Here is a 16008-nt window from a genome sequence, read left to right on the forward strand (position 1 = left end):
TCGTTTATTTCCTGGGAAATCTACTAAATTCCGAGTATTTCCTTTAAATCTGCTAGTTTATTTTTCGACAAAGGCACAATGGTTTTATCAGTACTGTTGAGTGCAAGGCTATAGCTATTGCGTGTCCATGTAATGATCTCTCGAACCTTTTGTAGGTTAACAATGTATGAACGGTGGCTTCTGAAAAAGCCGAATGGTGTCAGTTTTTGCTCTAGCTCATTCAGTGATAGTGTACATGGGTAGGCTTCACCTGCAACATTAACAGAAACGATACCTTCCACACTTTCAATATAATCAATCTCTGGTGGATTGAATAAAATGATCTTGTCATTTTTCTTTGTTGGAATTTTATCAATGCGAATCGGTGAATTTTCAAGTTGGGGAGGTGGTGTTTGCTCTAATTCTTCCGCTTTAACATCCAAGGTATGTAAGCCGGCCCCATCTAATCTATGTATAGCAGTACTTGCAATCATTAAGTCTTCTAGATTATTAGAAAGTAAAATGATGCTTTTTTGCCTTTTTGTGAGTGTTTTTAGTATTTGTTGGACATTTTGCTTGGAAAACTCATCGATATTTTGAAAGGGTTCTTCTAATACAAGAAGAGACACTTCCTGAAGATATGTACCCAATAGCTTTAATCGCTGTTTTTCACTAGTAGAAAGCTTACTAATTCGAATGTTTCTTTGATCAGTTAAGCTAAATATCTTTAATAAATCCTCAACCTCATTAGTTGGACGTTTGAATAATTTTAAATAAAAACGTATATGCTCACGAACAGTAAGGCGTTCATAGAGTGCACTTTCGCGGAAATATGTAAATGTATGATCTCGTTTCATAAACCATTGCATTAAAGTATGTATTTTAGAAATATCCGTGTAGATGCCGATAATCATGCCGGGTTGTAAGGATATAGGAAAGCTCGGATATATCACATTACCTCCCTCAATATAAGGGTCAACCAAAATATCTATATGTTGTTCCATTGTTTGTTCCTCCTAATGTTGTTCTACTCGTAAAAAGTTTAAGATTTTTGCGTGTGCTTGCATGTAGCTAGTTGGACAAAAATTGGAATTATAAGTATCTATAAAACCGTGATATCCTTGATATTGCTCCATTTGAACATTGGATTTATGTCTGAGTTCCTGTTTTAATGCATTCACATCAAAGCTACTTTCATAGCTAGGTAAAATGACCAAAGTTGGACATGATGGTTGGACATCTAAGAATTGTCGTATTCGTGAGCCATAAACACAAATAACTCGATGTAAGGGAAGAGTTGATAATCTCCAGGCTAATGTGGCACCTACACTATATCCAATTAGCACTACTTCATCATATTTTTCACATGCCTTTAGTAGTTTTTTGGATAACATCTCAAGAGGTGCGTCAAAGCCGACTGTATGTAAGAAATAATCATAAGCTTGTTGTGCCTGTTTGTATGAAAAGGATTTTCCTTCTGGATAAAGTGAAACACAGCAAACGGAGGTATACTCGTCAAGGTAGGATTGGGCTTGTTCTTTGATAAATTGATTGATGCCGTATATTTCATGTAATATAAATATTTTTCTTTTCATGACGACCTCTTTTCGCTTTTTCCAATAGTGTAACAAAAACTAACGTTTACGTATATTTTAGTAATTAATGGATTGGGTTTTTTTATTTTACTAGAATAGTTTATATTTAGGTTAGATGGGGAAAAGTGTTGAAAATAAAGGGCCACACAATTTAGATATATCTAATATGTGTGGTCCTTTATTTAGTTTCTTATTCAACTAATGTGCCCGATTGTTGAATATTGTTTCATCTAAATCCCCAGCAATTAAAGTATAGGATTGAGAAAAATAAAGATTTACAACATCTCTATATGCAGTTTTTTATTCAGATAATACCCCCTACAACGTTTTCTGCAAAGTATCGAAAAGTCTTATTGTGGCTATCTTTATATACCTTTGTATAAAAAGCTGTATAACCAATATCCAAAGAAAAAGCCAAGAAACGTTTGTTTTTCAGCGTTTCTTAGCCCTTTGCGTCTGCCCAACTTTGATTTGGGAACGTTATTAAGATTTAGTTTGTATATATTATAATCTCTGAAACTTAATGATTTCTGATAACAAAACATATAAATTTTTAACGATTTTCCGTTGTTATTTGTTCAAGTGTTTTCCATACAACAATTTTTTCAACTTCTTCTCCGTCACTATCAAATTTAATTTTCAACCTCCGTGCTTTATCTGCTTTTACATCACCCAGCGAAAGTTTTATCACAATTTTTCCTTCACCATTAATTTCTAAACCGTTTATATTTTTTAACTCCCTATCATATGTTTCGCCGTGTATACCAGTTCTCCTTAATGGGTCTGCTCCAAAAATCTCATACTTTATACCATCTTCTTCGTATGTAGTAAGCGGGTCTGGATAATCTTTAACGAATTCAATCGATTTTAACGTTATCGGTGAATCACCCGTCCATTGAATTGGTACTACCACATGATAAGTTTCTTTTTTCCAATCAGTACCGAATTGCCCTAATAAAAATTCACCGTCCACCTCCTTGACCTGCTCGCTACACCCGCCTAATAAAACTAAACAGAATAGGACACTTAAATACTTTAGAAATCCCTTCATATAAACACTTCCTTTGAAAATATTCTACCACAGCAAACTATATTCCATGCTTTAAATGAGTATCTATCCCAGCAGATTGCAGACTAAAACCGTTATCAAAAGTCGACGCTACTGGTAGTTTTTAATATTATTAAAATTGACTTATTATGTATTTATTGTATCATAAAATCCATAATAGGTAAAAATTAAACTATTATAAGGTAAGCACTAAGCAAGGGAAATTGCGGTTCACAACAGTAGTAAATCATAATTTAGGAGGAAAAAATGAAAAAGTCAAAATCTCTTTTCTCATTAGCAGCAGTATTATTAATTGGTGGATTGTTCAGTTTTACAGAAATAGCAAGTGCATCTGAAACAGATTCTTTTAAAGAAGAGGTGGGTGACCTTTTCGTTAAAATCCCTTATGCAAAAAGTGAAGTTTATGTTCAAGAAGTAGAAACTAATGACCCGAGTATTGAACAAATAAATGTCTATGACAAAGATACTAATGAATTGATTACTGAAATTTCTGTTCAAGAAGTAGAAACTAATGAATCGATTACTGAAATTTCTGCTCAAGGAAAACTTTCTTCGGCTAGAAATTATGTTCAAAGAGAAGTTTCACAATCGACTGGTACAGGTTATGGTAAAGCATACTTAAAGGCTCGATTAGAAATTTATTCATCGCAATCTTTCCGTGAAATCAAAGGAATTCAAGGAACTTGGTGGGAAATAGGTAGTTCAAATTCATATATCGAACAACAGAATTCAAATGGCATATCTACAACAGGCAAATTCCCAACAACTCAAGTAAACATAAGCGGAGCTACAACTCTTGCTGCTGAAACTACTCAAGATATGACAGCAGGGTTCGAGAAGGCTGGTTTCAGTATATCAGGGGGCATCGACGGCAAATGGTATGCTCGTAAAAACATAAATTTATCGTATGAGTATTCACTTTATTAAAATGAAAAAATCATTTTAAGTTTAAATTTTCTCGAAAACAATTTAGCAAATAGCTTTATTTGTACAGCCAGTTCACGGTATTTTACCGGAATTGGCTGTTTAATTTTGTTTAAGAGGAAAATTCATCTTTCATTCTCGCTACTTCTTTTATTTGCGTTGTTCCCATTTCGTCCCCCTAAAAGTTATATACGGGATAGCACCGTCAAAACACATATTTTATACGTAAAGGCTGAAACACTAGATATATCATGTATTTGATTGCATTTAACAAAAAAGGATATCTACTGTATATTTTAGTATCTTGATTTTGGTATGAATTTTGGTTATCCCTTAGCGTATAATATCCGCGTTTTGTCCGCTGATCCTCTTCAGTATCAAGGGCTTTCAAACAGTAACCTTCCCAAAGCGTCGTTTGGTACGTGTCATATAAAAATGTTATTCAATAATATGGCCCGATTGTTGAACACAAGTTAAACAACACTCTTAAACTAACCTGCACCGTTAGTCTCAACAGAAAAAGGGCTCTATCTCTTATTGGAGCAAAGCTCGTATAGCTAAGGAGGAGCCTGCTGCTAGGACAGCTATTACTTTATACTTCATACATATTAAAACTAGCAATTAATGTTAGTTTGAGAGTGCATGGTCGATGGAATTACGATATAAAAATGATTTAAATAATAGTAAGAAATGACAAAATAGCTTTGAAAAGGGGAAGTTTTACTTGATAATGATTATCATTATCGTATAATAGGGGAGGAAGGAAATAATAAGCATTTTTATAAGATGAAAAGTATACAGTAGGGGTTGTAGTTCAGCTGATGCCGCAGCCCAATTGTTGAGATAGGAAATAAACATAAACGAAAGGTGTGTTAAGTATTGTTTGAACAAGAATTGTATGATGTAACGATCATTGGTGGAGGACCAGCAGGTTTATATTCTAGCTTTTATTGTGGCTTACGTGAAATGAAGACGAAGCTAATTGAATCTCAGTCGCAGCTTGGGGGAAAAATCCACGTTTACCCAGAGAAAATGATTTGGGACATTGGGGGCGTTACGCCAATTTCAGGTGGCCAACTCATTAAGCAGTTAGTAGAGCAAGCCTTAACATTTAATCCTTCTATTTATACAGATGAAAAGGTATTATCAATTGCTAAAAACGAAGAGGGTATTTTCGTTATTACAGCCGAGTCTGGGAATATTCACTATTCAAGAACGGTCATAGTTGCTATTGGTGGTGGCATCCTTAATCCTCAAAAAATAGAGATTGAGGGAGCTGAACGATTTGAGGTATCTAATTTAAACTATACTATCAAATCCTATGAAAAATTTAAAAATAAAGCGGTCATTATTTCTGGTGGCGGTAATACAGCTGTAGATTGGGCACTAGAGTTAATGGAAGTGGCGTCAAAGGTCTATTTAACGTATCGAAAAGATCAATTGTCTGCACATGAGGCTCAAATTACGGAGCTTACGAATAGTGCGATTGAATGCCATTATAATTCTGAAATTACAAAATTAATTGCAGATGATCAAGAAGGAATGATTAAAGCAATTGCTTTAACAAACCATGAAACAGGTACTGTGACGGAAATTCCTATCGATGAAGTTGTCATCAGTCATGGCTATGTACGTGATAAGGAACTTTTAGATAATAGTCCATTAGCAATTGAACGTAAAAACGACTATTTCATAGCTGGTACTATAAATAGTGAATCATCTATTCCGGGTCTTTATGCGGCAGGAGATATTTTGCACCATGATGGCAAAATCCATTTAATTGCAGCAGCTTTTCATGATTCATTGCACGCAGTTAATAGTGCGAAGAAGTATATTCAGCCAGATGCTTCTGATGGCGGTATTGTATCCTCACATAATGATATTTTCAAACAACGTAATCGCAAGCTATTACAGGAAAGCTTAAAATAATCAATCTTAGGAGCACTCATGCATTTTAGGTGTTCCTTTCTTGTTGTTTTAAAACATGCTATAGGAAGGGAGCTATTCAGTATAAATACGCAAGAAATTATAGAATTCTATACAATGGCACCTTTAACATTTACGTCTGTCACTACTGATCAGATTTCTTCTGAAACGGTTGCTGAGACTAGCGAGACAAAGGAAAATGTAGCTAGACTTATCTTCCCAATCAATGGGATAGGTGACGTTAAAATAGAAGGCACTAATTATCACATAAAAAAAGGACGAATCCCCCATGTTGGTCCCAATTTCCCCAGTCGATTCTTAGCTGTTAATGAGGCCAAATTAGAATATGTAGTCATTTACTTTCACCTATCTGATGAAGAACAGGCGAAACTTCCTCTTTATAATAGTCATTTTCCTTTACAGGTTGTAGAGCACATGAAATTAATGAACATAGTGCAGCAATTAATCGCAACAAATCAAAAGGGTAGTTCATTTATCATTTCTTCAATCCAAAGTACTCTTTTTAAATATTTTAGAGGAAATAATTTTATTGATGAAGGTGAAAGATTATCAAAACATAGCATCCATTTTGACGTATACAAGAAAATTTTACAAAGAATATTACTGTGAGCGATATAGCTAATGAATGTAATTGGGACCGTAAAAAATTGAGCTATGTATTTGAAAAAAGAATGGGTGTCAGTCCCCATGTTTATTTAACTGATTTACGTATTCAAAAATCCAAAATGCTATTAAGGTCATCTGATTTTTCTATAAAGGAAATAGCTGATCGAGTAGGTTATACGGATTATTTTTATTTTAGTCGTGTCTTTAAAAAGGTGACAGGTTTATCACCTAGTATTTTCCGCAAACAGATGAATTAACAAACACTCGATGAAAAAATTACATTCATTGGGTGTTTTTTGTATAGATCGAACATAGCTTTCTCTTTTTTGGACAACCTAAGGAGAAATACTGACATGGTGGGGTGATGATCATGAAAATAGAGAGGTCGTCAGAATGGGAAGAAGGCTTTATCAATCGCGTCAATGATCTTGAACAATGGCATAGCTGGACATTATATAAGATGAACTATGATATTGTCAAAATGAAATTAATCCCTGATTTCAAAGGTCTACAAGCTACAAAGTATTTACCAAATTTAAAACCTCTTGCACATCAGCTAGAAGCAGCTGAAACAGTCATTGAACGCATGAATGGAAAAGCCATTTTAGCAGATGAAGTAGGTCTTGGTAAAACAATTGAAGCGGGTTTGATTTTAAAGGAATATCTGTTAAGGGGCCTTGTGAAGAAGGCATTAATATTAGCGCCAGCTTCCCTTATTAATCAATGGATTGAAGAGTTAAATTTAAAATTTCATATACCTGCTATTGCTTATAAAAAAAATTGTCCAATAGAGCGCTATGACGTCATTATCATGAGTATGGATACGGCGAAAAAGAGCCCTCATAGGGAGCGTATTTATGAGCAGGATTACGATATGATTATTATTGACGAGGCCCATAAATTAAAAAATAATAAAACACAAATTTATGAGTTCGTCCAAGGATTAAAGAAAAAGTTTTGCTTATTATTAACTGCCACTCCTATACAAAATGATGTTTTCGAATTATATTATTTAATTTCCTTATTAAAACCAGGACATCTGGGGAACTATGATACCTTCCAATCGGCCTTTTCAGCCAGTAAGCATCATCTAGAACATGATGATTATTTGAAAGAATTGGTCAATCAGGTGATGGTGAGAAATCGAAGAGAAGATACAGGTATTGAATGGACCAATCGTTGCGTTCAAATTGTGCCGATTACCTTTACGGAAGAAGAAAGAGAAGTTTACGATCTCCTTGGCTCACTTGAAAACAAAGGATCTTTTGCATTAATTACTTTGCAGAAGGAAATGTGCAGTAGCAAGGAAGCAACAGCATTAACATTAACAAATATGCTGAAGGAGCATGGACAATCACAAGAAATGGAAGACATTTTAGCCAAACTAATGGCGTTAGAAGTGAATTCTAAAGCAGAAAAGACGATTGAGATTATTGAACAGGCGAAGGATAAGGTTATTATTTTTACAGAATACCGTGCAACTCAAATCTACTTACAATGGTATTTACATTCAAAAGGTATTACAAGTGTATTGTTTAACGGTAAATTTAATAAAAGTAAACGAGATTATATGAAGCATTTATTCAAAGAAAGAGCACAAGTACTCATTGCCACAGAGGCTGGTGGAGAGGGAATAAATCTTCAATTTTGTCATCATGTCATCAATTATGATTTACCATGGAATCCTATGAAGCTAGAGCAACGAATTGGTCGTGTCCATCGTTTGGGGCAGGAGCATGATGTTCACATATATAATCTTGCTATTGAAAATACCATTGAAGAAAAAATCTTAGAATTACTTCATACCAAAATCGATGTGTTTGAAAAAGTGGTTGGTGATTTAGATGCCATTTTAACAAACTTAAAAAAATCAGTATGAGGTAAGGAGGGAAACTATGTATCCGCAGCAAGTTCATGAGTATTTAAAGGGATTTTTCGCCGAAAATGAATGCCCTATTTTAGGGGAAGAGAATCATTCTTTGACCGTGCAGTTGACGGTAGATATTGATAAAAGGATTATGAATAGACCATTTTATTGGCAATATATAGAGGCAACTAATAGTGAACCAAACCCAGCTCAAGTGACCTTTATTACAGATCAGACAGCTATGGCCGGTAACTTGTTTGGTGAAGTTATTCATTATGGCTCACCACGGTTAAATCAGCTTTTTCATGCGACAGGAGAACTAGGTGCCTATGTCCAATTATTTGAAAAAGTTGATCATGCAATGGGGCAGGTTATCCTTACTCCATGGCTAGGCGTTAATTTTAAAGTTTCCTATTGCTGTGATCGGACAAAAGAAATGATGTATTCATTTGGTATTAATTTATTAACGGGTGTTATCAAAGAGAATTTTCATGAATCGATTTATGCCTCAGATTATGACTCCGAACCAGCAGAGAATGTTTTTCATGTGCAATATATAATAAAACCAGTACGTGCTCTTGAAAGATTAAATGCAGCAGTGGAATCCATTATTGAAAAGGATGATCATTCGTGGGCCATTGAAGCGCAAAAGAGATGGCAACGTGATCAACGAGTATTGGATTATTTTTATGAGGATGTAGAGGATAAACCGGAATGCTATGAAATTGAAAGAAAAGCATTAGAGGAGCAATACGAATCTAAAATTAAAATTGACATTATTAATGGAGGATTATTTTATCTCTTTTAAATGAGGAGCTGTCCCTAATAAGACAGCTCCATATTTTAATTGTCTTCCACCAGGCTTTGTAGCTGCGCCAATTTATTGTCCCAGAATAAATGAAAGTATTGGAGCCAATCCTCAATTTCCTTTAAACGCTCACTATGCAAAGTGTAGATCTTTTCGCGACCTTTTTTTTGAGCAGACACAAGCTCTGCCTGTTCTAAAATTTTTAAGTGCTTCACAACAGCTGTTCGACTAATCGCAAAATGCTCTGAAATATTAGAGATAGGTCTATCACTAGATGCAAGTAGCTTTAAAACATTTCTTCTTGTCGGATCTGCAATTGCCTGAAAAACGTCATATTTAATTGCTTCTTGGATCATTAGGCTTCTGCAATTTCTTTTAATTTATGGTGGATGATCATTGTCCAGCCGCCATCCATTTTTGTGCGAATGGCTTCAGTAGCAGCGTTAGCTTTAGGAATAATATGTGAGGCTTCCTTCCAGCCACCATGTGTTAAGGTAAATTCTGTTTGTTCTCCAACTTCTTTTAGCTCAAAAGTAACGAACCAACCATCCTCATCCCAAGCAAATCTTAGAAAATGTGGCGCATCTACACGTTCAACTTTACAGGGTGAAGGACCAAACGGCGATTGAATCGTAAATTCATGTCCCTCAATAGGTTGAAAATCATTGGGCATAAACCAAGCAGCAATTTTTTCTGCAGTTGCTACAGTATCCCACACCTTTTCTATAGGTGCATTAAGTGTAATTGTTTTAACAATATCGGGTAATTTTCCGCTCATGTGTCAATCTCCTTTATAGATAAAATGTAACCATTAGGTGTTATGAATATATAACACCTAATGGTTGTATGTCAATGTTAAAAGAAAAAATTTAGTATCTTTCTGTAAGGAAGTACATATGCTACAATTATTTTTATAATTTTCTGACAGAAAGTAGGGGAGCAAAATGGTTAACATCTCTGTTTTCTTAGTTATGTGCATTTTACTCATAATTTTACCTGGTCCAGATACAGCTATTGCGACAAAGAATACCTTGATTGTAAGTAGAAAAGGTGGCTTGCAGACTATTTTAGGGTCTTGCGGTGGTTTATTGATTCATACGTGCGCAGCTGTCATTGGGCTTTCCGCTATTATTGTGAAATCAGCTTATGTGTTTGCTGCATTAAAGTATATTGGTGCAGTTTACTTATGTTATTTAGGTATTAAAACATTGTGGACCTTACGGACAATTCGTGCACAATCACCCGAAGTGCAGGATGAAGCTAATATGGATCATAAGTACTCACATCAATCATGCTTTAAGCAAGGGTTCCTCACTAATGTGACGAATCCGAAGGTGGCTGTATTTTTCCTAACATTTCTTCCTCAATTTGTGGATGGAACGAGTGGAACATTCCTACCGTTTTTAATGATGGGATTAATATATACAGCTTTAACGATGTTATGGTTTGTATTTTATGTCTATCTATTAGATCGCATTAGTGCATTTATGAAAAGGCCAACTACTAAGGCAGTAATCGAAGGATTGACAGGTGCTGTGTTAATAGGATTCGGCATTAAATTAGCATTGGAAAAGGCCCACTAATAGTCAATACACCACTATATTTAGATGTAAAAATCTAATGATAGGTGGTGTATTTTTTTGTTGAAGAGGTGTGTGGAAAATCAAGGAATATCTTCTGGATGATAGTTGTAGTTTCCGTGCACTTATTTTTTCTAGAAGGATTACCATAGATGAAGAAGAATTAATTACTATAAGAGAATTTTGCTGAGACTTTCATCAAAAAGAATAAATGGGGAAGATATTTATGGAATTACGAGATTTAAAAGCATTTATGTCTGTTGTCGAGCATGGTAGCTTTACGAAGGCTGCGAATGAAACATTTGTATCTCAGCCTTCATTAAGTAAAAGCATAAAAAAATTAGAAGATACATTGCATGTAAAACTATTGAATAGATCTACACGCAATGTCGAGCTAACAGATGCAGGTAGTATTGTTTTTAAACAGGGGCAAAAAATCATGCGTTCCGTTCAAGACCTGCACATTTTACTAGATGATTTATTAAATATAAAGAAAGGCTCCATCAAGCTAGGGATTCCACCTTTAATTGGGACATTATTTTTTCCGAAAATGGCTAGAGAATTTCATCAACAATATCCTGACGTGCATTTGGAGCTTGTTGAACGAGGTGCAAAAACGGTGGGTACGTTAGTAGAAAACGGTGATGTTGATATGGGGATTGTTGTACTACCGACCGATGAAAGGAAGTTTTCGGTTCAGCCATTTGTAGAAGATCAATTTTATGTATTTATAAATGAACTACACCCATTAGCTCAGTTTAACGAAATACAATTGCAGGATTTAAAAAATGAAACCTTTATTATTTTTGCTGAGGAGTTCGCTTTACATGATTATGTGATTAAATCATGTGAAAGTGTTGGATTTTCACCAAATATAGGCTATAAAAGTTCGCAGTGGGATTTGATAGTTGAACTGGTCTCATCAAATTTAGGAATAACATTACTGCCATATTCTATTGCTACTAAGCAAACAAATAATAATGTCAAAATGATTCCCTTAGCTAATTTTGACATGCCTTGGCGTTTGGGGATTATCACCAAAAAAAATACATATCAATCGTATGCCTTAAAACAGTTACTTAATACGATACGTAAGTAAGAAATATAGCGATTTATTCTATTTTGGAATAAGTGGTATTCTAATTAATTCCTTTACTTGTAAAATGTTAATAAGGTAGAATTTTTCTTAATAAACGAGCAATTTTAGGGGGTTTCGAGATGAAGGATGGGAAAGTGTGGGGTTCATTTGAAGAGGCGGTTGCTGATATTAAGGATGGAGATATGTTAGCAGTAGGAGGATTTGGTCTATGTGGTATACCAGAAAAGGCTATTGCAGCTTTAGTGCAAAAGGGCACCAAGGATTTAACAGTAGTCAGTAATAACTGCGGTGTAGATGATTGGGGCTTAGGCTTACTATTAGCGAATAAGCAAATAAAAAAAATGGTTGCCTCTTATGTAGGTGAGAATAAAATTTTTGAGCAACAATTTTTAAGTGGTGAGTTAGAGGTAGAGTTAACGCCTCAAGGAACACTTGCTGAGCGCCTACGTGCAGGAGGAGCAGGGATTCCAGGGTTTTATACAGCTACTGGAGTTGGTACGCCCATTGCTGAAGGCAAAGAAGTAAAGGTTTTTGATGGGAAAGACTATATATTAGAAAAAGGAATTACTGCTGATTTTGCTCTAGTTAAAGCATGGAAAGCAGATAAGATAGGTAATTTAGTGTATAGAAAAACATCACGTAACTTTAATCCGCTAGCTGCAATGGCAGGTAAAATTACCATTGCTGAGGTTGAAGAAATTGTAGAAGTTGGCGAGTTAGACCCAGATCATATCCATACACCAGGAGTTTTCGTTCAACGCGTTTTATTGGGTGAAAATTATGAGAAACGTATTGAGCGTTTAACAGTGAAAAAGGGGGAAGCGTGATGGCTGATACAAGACAAAGAATCGTAAATAGAGCAGTAAAAGAAATTCAAAATGGCATGAATGTAAATTTAGGTATTGGTATTCCAACTTTAGTTGCCAATGCTATTCCAGCCGATTATGAAGTACTTTTACAATCAGAGAACGGATTACTTGGCATCGGTCCTTATCCAGTTGAAGATGACGTAGATCCCGATTTAATTAATGCTGGGAAAGAAACCGTGACAGCTATGCCAGGTGCCTCATTTTTTGATAGTGCAGAATCATTTGCTATGATTCGCGGTGGCCATATTGACCTTGCTATTTTAGGCGGTATGGAAGTTTCAGAGAACGGGGATCTGGCAAATTGGATGATTCCAGGGAAAATGGTCAAAGGAATGGGAGGCGCCATGGACCTTGTAGTAGGAGCAAAAAGAGTCATCGTCGTTATGGAACATGTTAATAAAAACGGTGAATCCAAAATAAAAAAACAATGTGAACTCCCATTAACAGGTAAAGGTGTTGTCCACCGGTTAATTACAGACTTAGCTGTATTTGATTTTACTAAAGATGGGATGCAGCTTATTGAATTAGCAGAAGGCGTTACTGTAGAGGAAGTAAAAGCAAAGACTGCGGCTTCGTTTCATATAGCTTTAGCACAATAATTTCAGACTTAGGACTGTTTTCAACGTGGTTGTATCATCCTATACTCGTTTAAAAAGGGAGAGTTTCGGATGGACCAAAAATGGACAAATGAACTAGCAGTTGCACAGGTCAGAGTAGCAAGGCCAACAGATCAATTAAAAGAAATTGAACGATTTTATTGTGAGGGTATAGGTTTAAAGAAAATTGGGTCTTTTTCTGGGCATCGTGGCTATACAGGAATAATGGTTGGTCTTCCAAATGCACACTATCATTTGGAATTTACAGAACATGTTGAAGGGAGCCCTTGTCCTGCTCCAAGTAAGGATAATCTGTTAGTGCTCTATATTCCAAACAAAGAAACCATTCATAGCATTACTAAACGCTTATCACGAATGGGGTACCCTGAAGTAGAGCCTGAAAATCCATATTGGATGCAGAAGGGTATTACTATTGAGGACCCTGATGGCTGGCGCCTTGTATTAATGAATACAGAGGGCATTTAAACAGAAGAAGGAATGCACGAGCTATAATCGTAGTCTCGTGTTTTTTTTGTCAAAATAAATACCCTATATAGTATATAATTTATAAGGGGGGTATTTATATATGCAACGAATTAAAACTTTGGATAGTTGGAAAGAAGTGTTAGAACAATCTCACGAAATGCCATGTCTTGTCTTAAAATTTAGTCTGACATGTATAAGTAGCATTTCAGCTTTAAAGGAGTTCAAAGCATTAGCGACAGAATTACCTAAATATGTAGTCATTGTCCAAAAGGAACGTGATGTTTCCAACGCCATAGAACGTGATCTACAGGTAAAGCACGAATCACCACAGTTTATAATTTTGCAGGGTGGTAAAGGAATTTGGCAAGCAACCCACTACAAAATAAAACAGTCTCTTTTAGCGGAGGGACTTAGCCTATATGTGAAATAAACAAAAGATACCCCTTCATACATGGGGGGGTATCTTTTGTTTCAATAAAATTAATCCTCTAAAGCTTCACTTTCATGATAATTCGTTGCAGTTGACTCGATATCAACCTGTAAATAATTGGCCCAATCTACTTTATGATAATCCTCTTCACTAAAATAAATATTCAATACTTCTGTCATGGTTTTATCTCCATTTGGTTCAGTAAGTGGAGCATACCAAGTAACAGCAGGTGTCTTCACATCTTTCAGCTTGGACAAATCAGCAAAAATTTTAGTGGAGTCCTTCAGCATCTGACTTTTCGAACCTTCTGTCACATCCGTATCTTGTATAGATATTGTGACAACACCTTTGGATTCTTCAACCGTGAACTCATTTTTAACAATTGCTCCGACAATATCTTCAACGGAAGTATTTTGATCTACTGCGACCTCTTTTGGATCGTCACTCTTTCCGCAAGCTGTTAGAAGCAGTGAAGCAAATACCATTACATACATTAACTTTTTCAATATCATTACCTCCCTTGTTACTCCATATATGCGCAAATTGGAAGGGAATTATACAAAATATGAGAAGGTTGTATGCACTTTTTAAAACTAGGATTTAAAACGGTAGATGAACATGTCCTTTTTGAGGGGTTTAGAAATAGGATATTTAAAATTGAAGATATAGCAGGTGCTTTAGGGCAAATGCGTATGTGGGATTTAGATACATTTTTCAAACATAAAAAAGCACCTTAACCACATTGGCTAAGGTGCTGTAAAAGTAAATGTAATATAAAAAGCCGCGTATGCCGTAGTTATTATAGAAAGTTTTAAACCACCACTCCTCAAAGTGGGTGTTCGCAGAAGTTTTCCTGCTTATCCTCATGCACCGTAGTGTGAGGCCCGTCATTCCAACTCCAATAATAAAACTCCCTTTTACAGCTTAAAGGTTAAAACTTAATATTATACGAACAATGCAGCCTTTATGGATATATTAAAGCATGATCGACAAACATGCAAGTAAGATGATTGCTTGAAATAAGTCAATGGGCAGGTGTCCCAAATTATGCAATACGTAACGACAAATACCTTTAGAAAGGAACTGGAGCTTCATATTATTTTCACAAATACGAACAAAAAATACGAACAACCTTTGCTTATTATGGACGACTATGTAAAGATAGGAGCATATAGAGGATTTATCTAGCAAAAAGTAAAAGGAGGAAGCAGAAATGGCAGCTTATCCAAATTGTCCAAAATGTAATTCTGAATACACATATGAGGATGGAACGAATTATGTATGTCCTGAATGTGCGCATGAGTGGAGCATGGACGCAACGGAATCAGAAACAGATGCACTTGTTGTCAAAGATGCAAATGGTAATCTGTTAGCTGATGGTGATTCAGTTACGGTTATTAAGGACCTAAAGGTAAAGGGGAGTTCTTCCACTTTAAAAATAGGAACGAAGGTAAAAAGCATTCGCCTTGTAGAAGGGGATCATAATATTGACTGTAAAATTGATGGCTTTGGCGCTATGAAATTAAAGTCAGAATTTGTGAAAAAAGCATAGTGAATTGAAAAAGCGTCTAAACTCACACGAATGTTTAGACGCTTTTTTTATTAGTATTTATTTTAAAAATTTTGCGTAATAAAATGGCAAAGGCCGCACCTACTAAGGCAAAAATCGTATGTAAGAGAGCGATATAGCCTGCTCCCATCAAAAGTGCCCCAAATTCTGTTAAGGAGTAGGTGGTAATATAGAGCTCATTCGTAAGGTTGTCGATAATCGCCCAAACAAATACAGGCACAGAGCTAATGATAAAAACAATCCAAATGTTTTTATAGAAAAGGTAAGACAGACAACCGAAAATGGCATACGAAATGACAAAGCCCATTTGATTGCCAAGTAACGATGAATTAATGGCAAACATGAAAGAAAGTACAATAAATATAAGATGAAAAAAAGATAACGTTTTTTTCATCGGTATGTATTCTTTTTGAATTGGTTTTGAGCTAAAGAGCTGCTGACAGTGCGAACAACTTGCTAAATGCTGCTCTACATATATTAATGTTGGTGCTTGGAGCATTTGTTTCTTATATAACGGTAATAAATCTTCTACAATTGGGCAATCTTCTGACAAAACTCTCCCTCCATTCAATTACCTTTCATT

21 protein-coding genes and 1 other RNA gene are annotated in these 16008 nt (G+C 35.4%); 14 read left to right on the plus strand and 8 right to left on the minus strand.

Annotated elements, in window-relative coordinates; all coding sequences use genetic code 11:
- Positions 1–23: 23 nt before the first annotated feature.
- The 3 genes from MKX57_RS01575 to MKX57_RS01585 form a co-directional block, all read right to left on the minus strand.
- Positions 24–983, minus strand: a complete 960-nt coding sequence (locus MKX57_RS01575) for a LytTR family transcriptional regulator DNA-binding domain-containing protein (protein WP_342550699.1) — start codon at positions 981–983, stop codon at positions 24–26.
- Between the two features lie 12 nt (positions 984–995).
- Complete coding sequence (locus MKX57_RS01580; RefSeq protein ID WP_342550700.1) at positions 996–1574, minus strand: dienelactone hydrolase family protein; 579 nt, start codon at positions 1572–1574, stop codon at positions 996–998.
- Between the two features lie 553 nt (positions 1575–2127).
- A complete protein-coding gene (locus MKX57_RS01585; protein ID WP_342531646.1) occupies positions 2128–2547 on the minus strand; it encodes a hypothetical protein in 420 nt (139 codons plus the stop codon).
- Positions 2548–2889: 342 nt separating this feature from the next.
- Between MKX57_RS01585 and MKX57_RS01590 the strand changes: the two genes are divergently transcribed.
- From MKX57_RS01590 to MKX57_RS01615, 6 genes are all read left to right on the plus strand, one after another.
- Complete coding sequence (locus MKX57_RS01590) at positions 2890–3570, plus strand: hypothetical protein (protein WP_342550701.1); 681 nt, start codon at positions 2890–2892, stop codon at positions 3568–3570.
- Positions 3571–4446: 876 nt separating this feature from the next.
- Complete coding sequence (locus tag MKX57_RS01595; protein WP_171365371.1) at positions 4447–5496, plus strand: NAD(P)/FAD-dependent oxidoreductase; 1050 nt, start codon at positions 4447–4449, stop codon at positions 5494–5496.
- A gap of 114 nt (positions 5497–5610) precedes the next feature.
- On the plus strand, positions 5611–6123 hold the full coding sequence (locus MKX57_RS01600) for a hypothetical protein (protein ID WP_342550702.1): 513 nt from the start codon (positions 5611–5613) through the stop codon (positions 6121–6123).
- Entirely contained in the window at positions 6120–6377 is a 258-nt protein-coding gene (locus MKX57_RS01605) for an AraC family transcriptional regulator (RefSeq protein ID WP_342531656.1), read from the plus strand. The genes MKX57_RS01600 and MKX57_RS01605 overlap by 4 nt, the downstream gene beginning before the upstream one ends.
- Positions 6378–6484: 107 nt before the next feature.
- Positions 6485–7999 (plus strand): SNF2-related protein, encoded by a 1515-nt coding sequence (locus tag MKX57_RS01610; protein WP_171365369.1) that lies wholly within the window; start codon positions 6485–6487, stop codon positions 7997–7999.
- A 16-nt stretch (positions 8000–8015) separates the two neighbouring features.
- Positions 8016–8795, plus strand: coding sequence for a YqhG family protein (locus tag MKX57_RS01615; protein WP_008176300.1), 780 nt, complete (start codon positions 8016–8018; stop codon positions 8793–8795).
- Positions 8796–8830: 35 nt separating this feature from the next.
- Here MKX57_RS01615 and MKX57_RS01620 read toward each other — a convergent pair whose 3' ends face one another.
- Complete coding sequence (locus tag MKX57_RS01620; RefSeq protein ID WP_036222843.1) at positions 8831–9151, minus strand: metalloregulator ArsR/SmtB family transcription factor; 321 nt, start codon at positions 9149–9151, stop codon at positions 8831–8833.
- Positions 9151–9573, minus strand: coding sequence for an SRPBCC domain-containing protein (locus tag MKX57_RS01625; RefSeq protein ID WP_008176296.1), 423 nt, complete (start codon positions 9571–9573; stop codon positions 9151–9153). Before MKX57_RS01625 ends, MKX57_RS01620 begins: the two co-directional genes overlap by 1 nt.
- A gap of 166 nt (positions 9574–9739) precedes the next feature.
- Here MKX57_RS01625 and MKX57_RS01630 point away from each other — a divergent pair, with 166 nt between their 5' ends.
- The 6 genes from MKX57_RS01630 to ytxJ all read left to right on the plus strand — a co-directional run bounded on the left by MKX57_RS01630 (position 9740) and on the right by ytxJ (position 13855).
- Entirely contained in the window at positions 9740–10378 is a 639-nt protein-coding gene (locus MKX57_RS01630) for a LysE family translocator (RefSeq protein WP_008176294.1), read from the plus strand.
- 223 nt (positions 10379–10601) lie between these two features.
- Complete coding sequence (locus MKX57_RS01635) at positions 10602–11474, plus strand: LysR family transcriptional regulator (protein ID WP_342531663.1); 873 nt, start codon at positions 10602–10604, stop codon at positions 11472–11474.
- Between the two features lie 119 nt (positions 11475–11593).
- Positions 11594–12301: a CoA transferase subunit A gene (locus tag MKX57_RS01640; protein ID WP_342531665.1), complete on the plus strand. Its 708-nt coding sequence runs from the start codon at positions 11594–11596 to the stop codon at positions 12299–12301.
- Positions 12301–12942 carry a 3-oxoacid CoA-transferase subunit B gene (locus tag MKX57_RS01645; RefSeq protein WP_342531667.1) on the plus strand — a complete coding sequence of 214 codons (642 nt, stop codon included), beginning with the start codon at positions 12301–12303 and terminating at the stop codon, positions 12940–12942. Before MKX57_RS01640 ends, MKX57_RS01645 begins: the two co-directional genes overlap by 1 nt.
- A 69-nt stretch (positions 12943–13011) precedes the next feature.
- A complete protein-coding gene (locus tag MKX57_RS01650; protein ID WP_089985926.1) occupies positions 13012–13425 on the plus strand; it encodes a VOC family protein in 414 nt (137 codons plus the stop codon).
- A 100-nt stretch (positions 13426–13525) separates the two neighbouring features.
- Complete coding sequence (ytxJ, locus tag MKX57_RS01655) at positions 13526–13855, plus strand: bacillithiol system redox-active protein YtxJ (RefSeq protein WP_008176284.1); 330 nt, start codon at positions 13526–13528, stop codon at positions 13853–13855.
- Between the two features lie 50 nt (positions 13856–13905).
- Here the strand turns inward: ytxJ and MKX57_RS01660 are convergent, their stop codons facing one another.
- Positions 13906–14367, minus strand: coding sequence for a hypothetical protein (locus MKX57_RS01660; RefSeq protein ID WP_237068742.1), 462 nt, complete (start codon positions 14365–14367; stop codon positions 13906–13908).
- 66 nt (positions 14368–14433) lie between these two features.
- Between MKX57_RS01660 and MKX57_RS01665 the strand changes: the two genes are divergently transcribed.
- Positions 14434–14592, plus strand: coding sequence for a hypothetical protein (locus MKX57_RS01665; protein ID WP_008176280.1), 159 nt, complete (start codon positions 14434–14436; stop codon positions 14590–14592).
- A gap of 37 nt (positions 14593–14629) precedes the next feature.
- Here MKX57_RS01665 and ssrS read toward each other — a convergent pair.
- A non-coding RNA gene (gene ssrS, locus MKX57_RS01670) (6S RNA) lies at positions 14630–14822 on the minus strand.
- 246 nt (positions 14823–15068) lie between these two features.
- On the opposite strand from ssrS, the gene MKX57_RS01675 reads away from it, so the two are divergent.
- Positions 15069–15407, plus strand: a complete 339-nt coding sequence (locus MKX57_RS01675; RefSeq protein WP_008176276.1) for a zinc ribbon domain-containing protein YjdM — start codon at positions 15069–15071, stop codon at positions 15405–15407.
- 34 nt (positions 15408–15441) lie between these two features.
- On the opposite strand, the gene MKX57_RS01680 is transcribed toward MKX57_RS01675, so the two are convergent.
- Positions 15442–15978, minus strand: a complete 537-nt coding sequence (locus tag MKX57_RS01680; RefSeq protein WP_036222825.1) for a zf-HC2 domain-containing protein — start codon at positions 15976–15978, stop codon at positions 15442–15444.
- Positions 15979–16008: the final 30 nt, after the last annotated feature.

Origin of the sequence: Lysinibacillus sp. FSL M8-0216, assembly GCF_038595555.1 — a bacterium.
GTDB classification, from domain to species: domain Bacteria; phylum Bacillota; class Bacilli; order Bacillales_A; family Planococcaceae; genus Lysinibacillus; species Lysinibacillus fusiformis.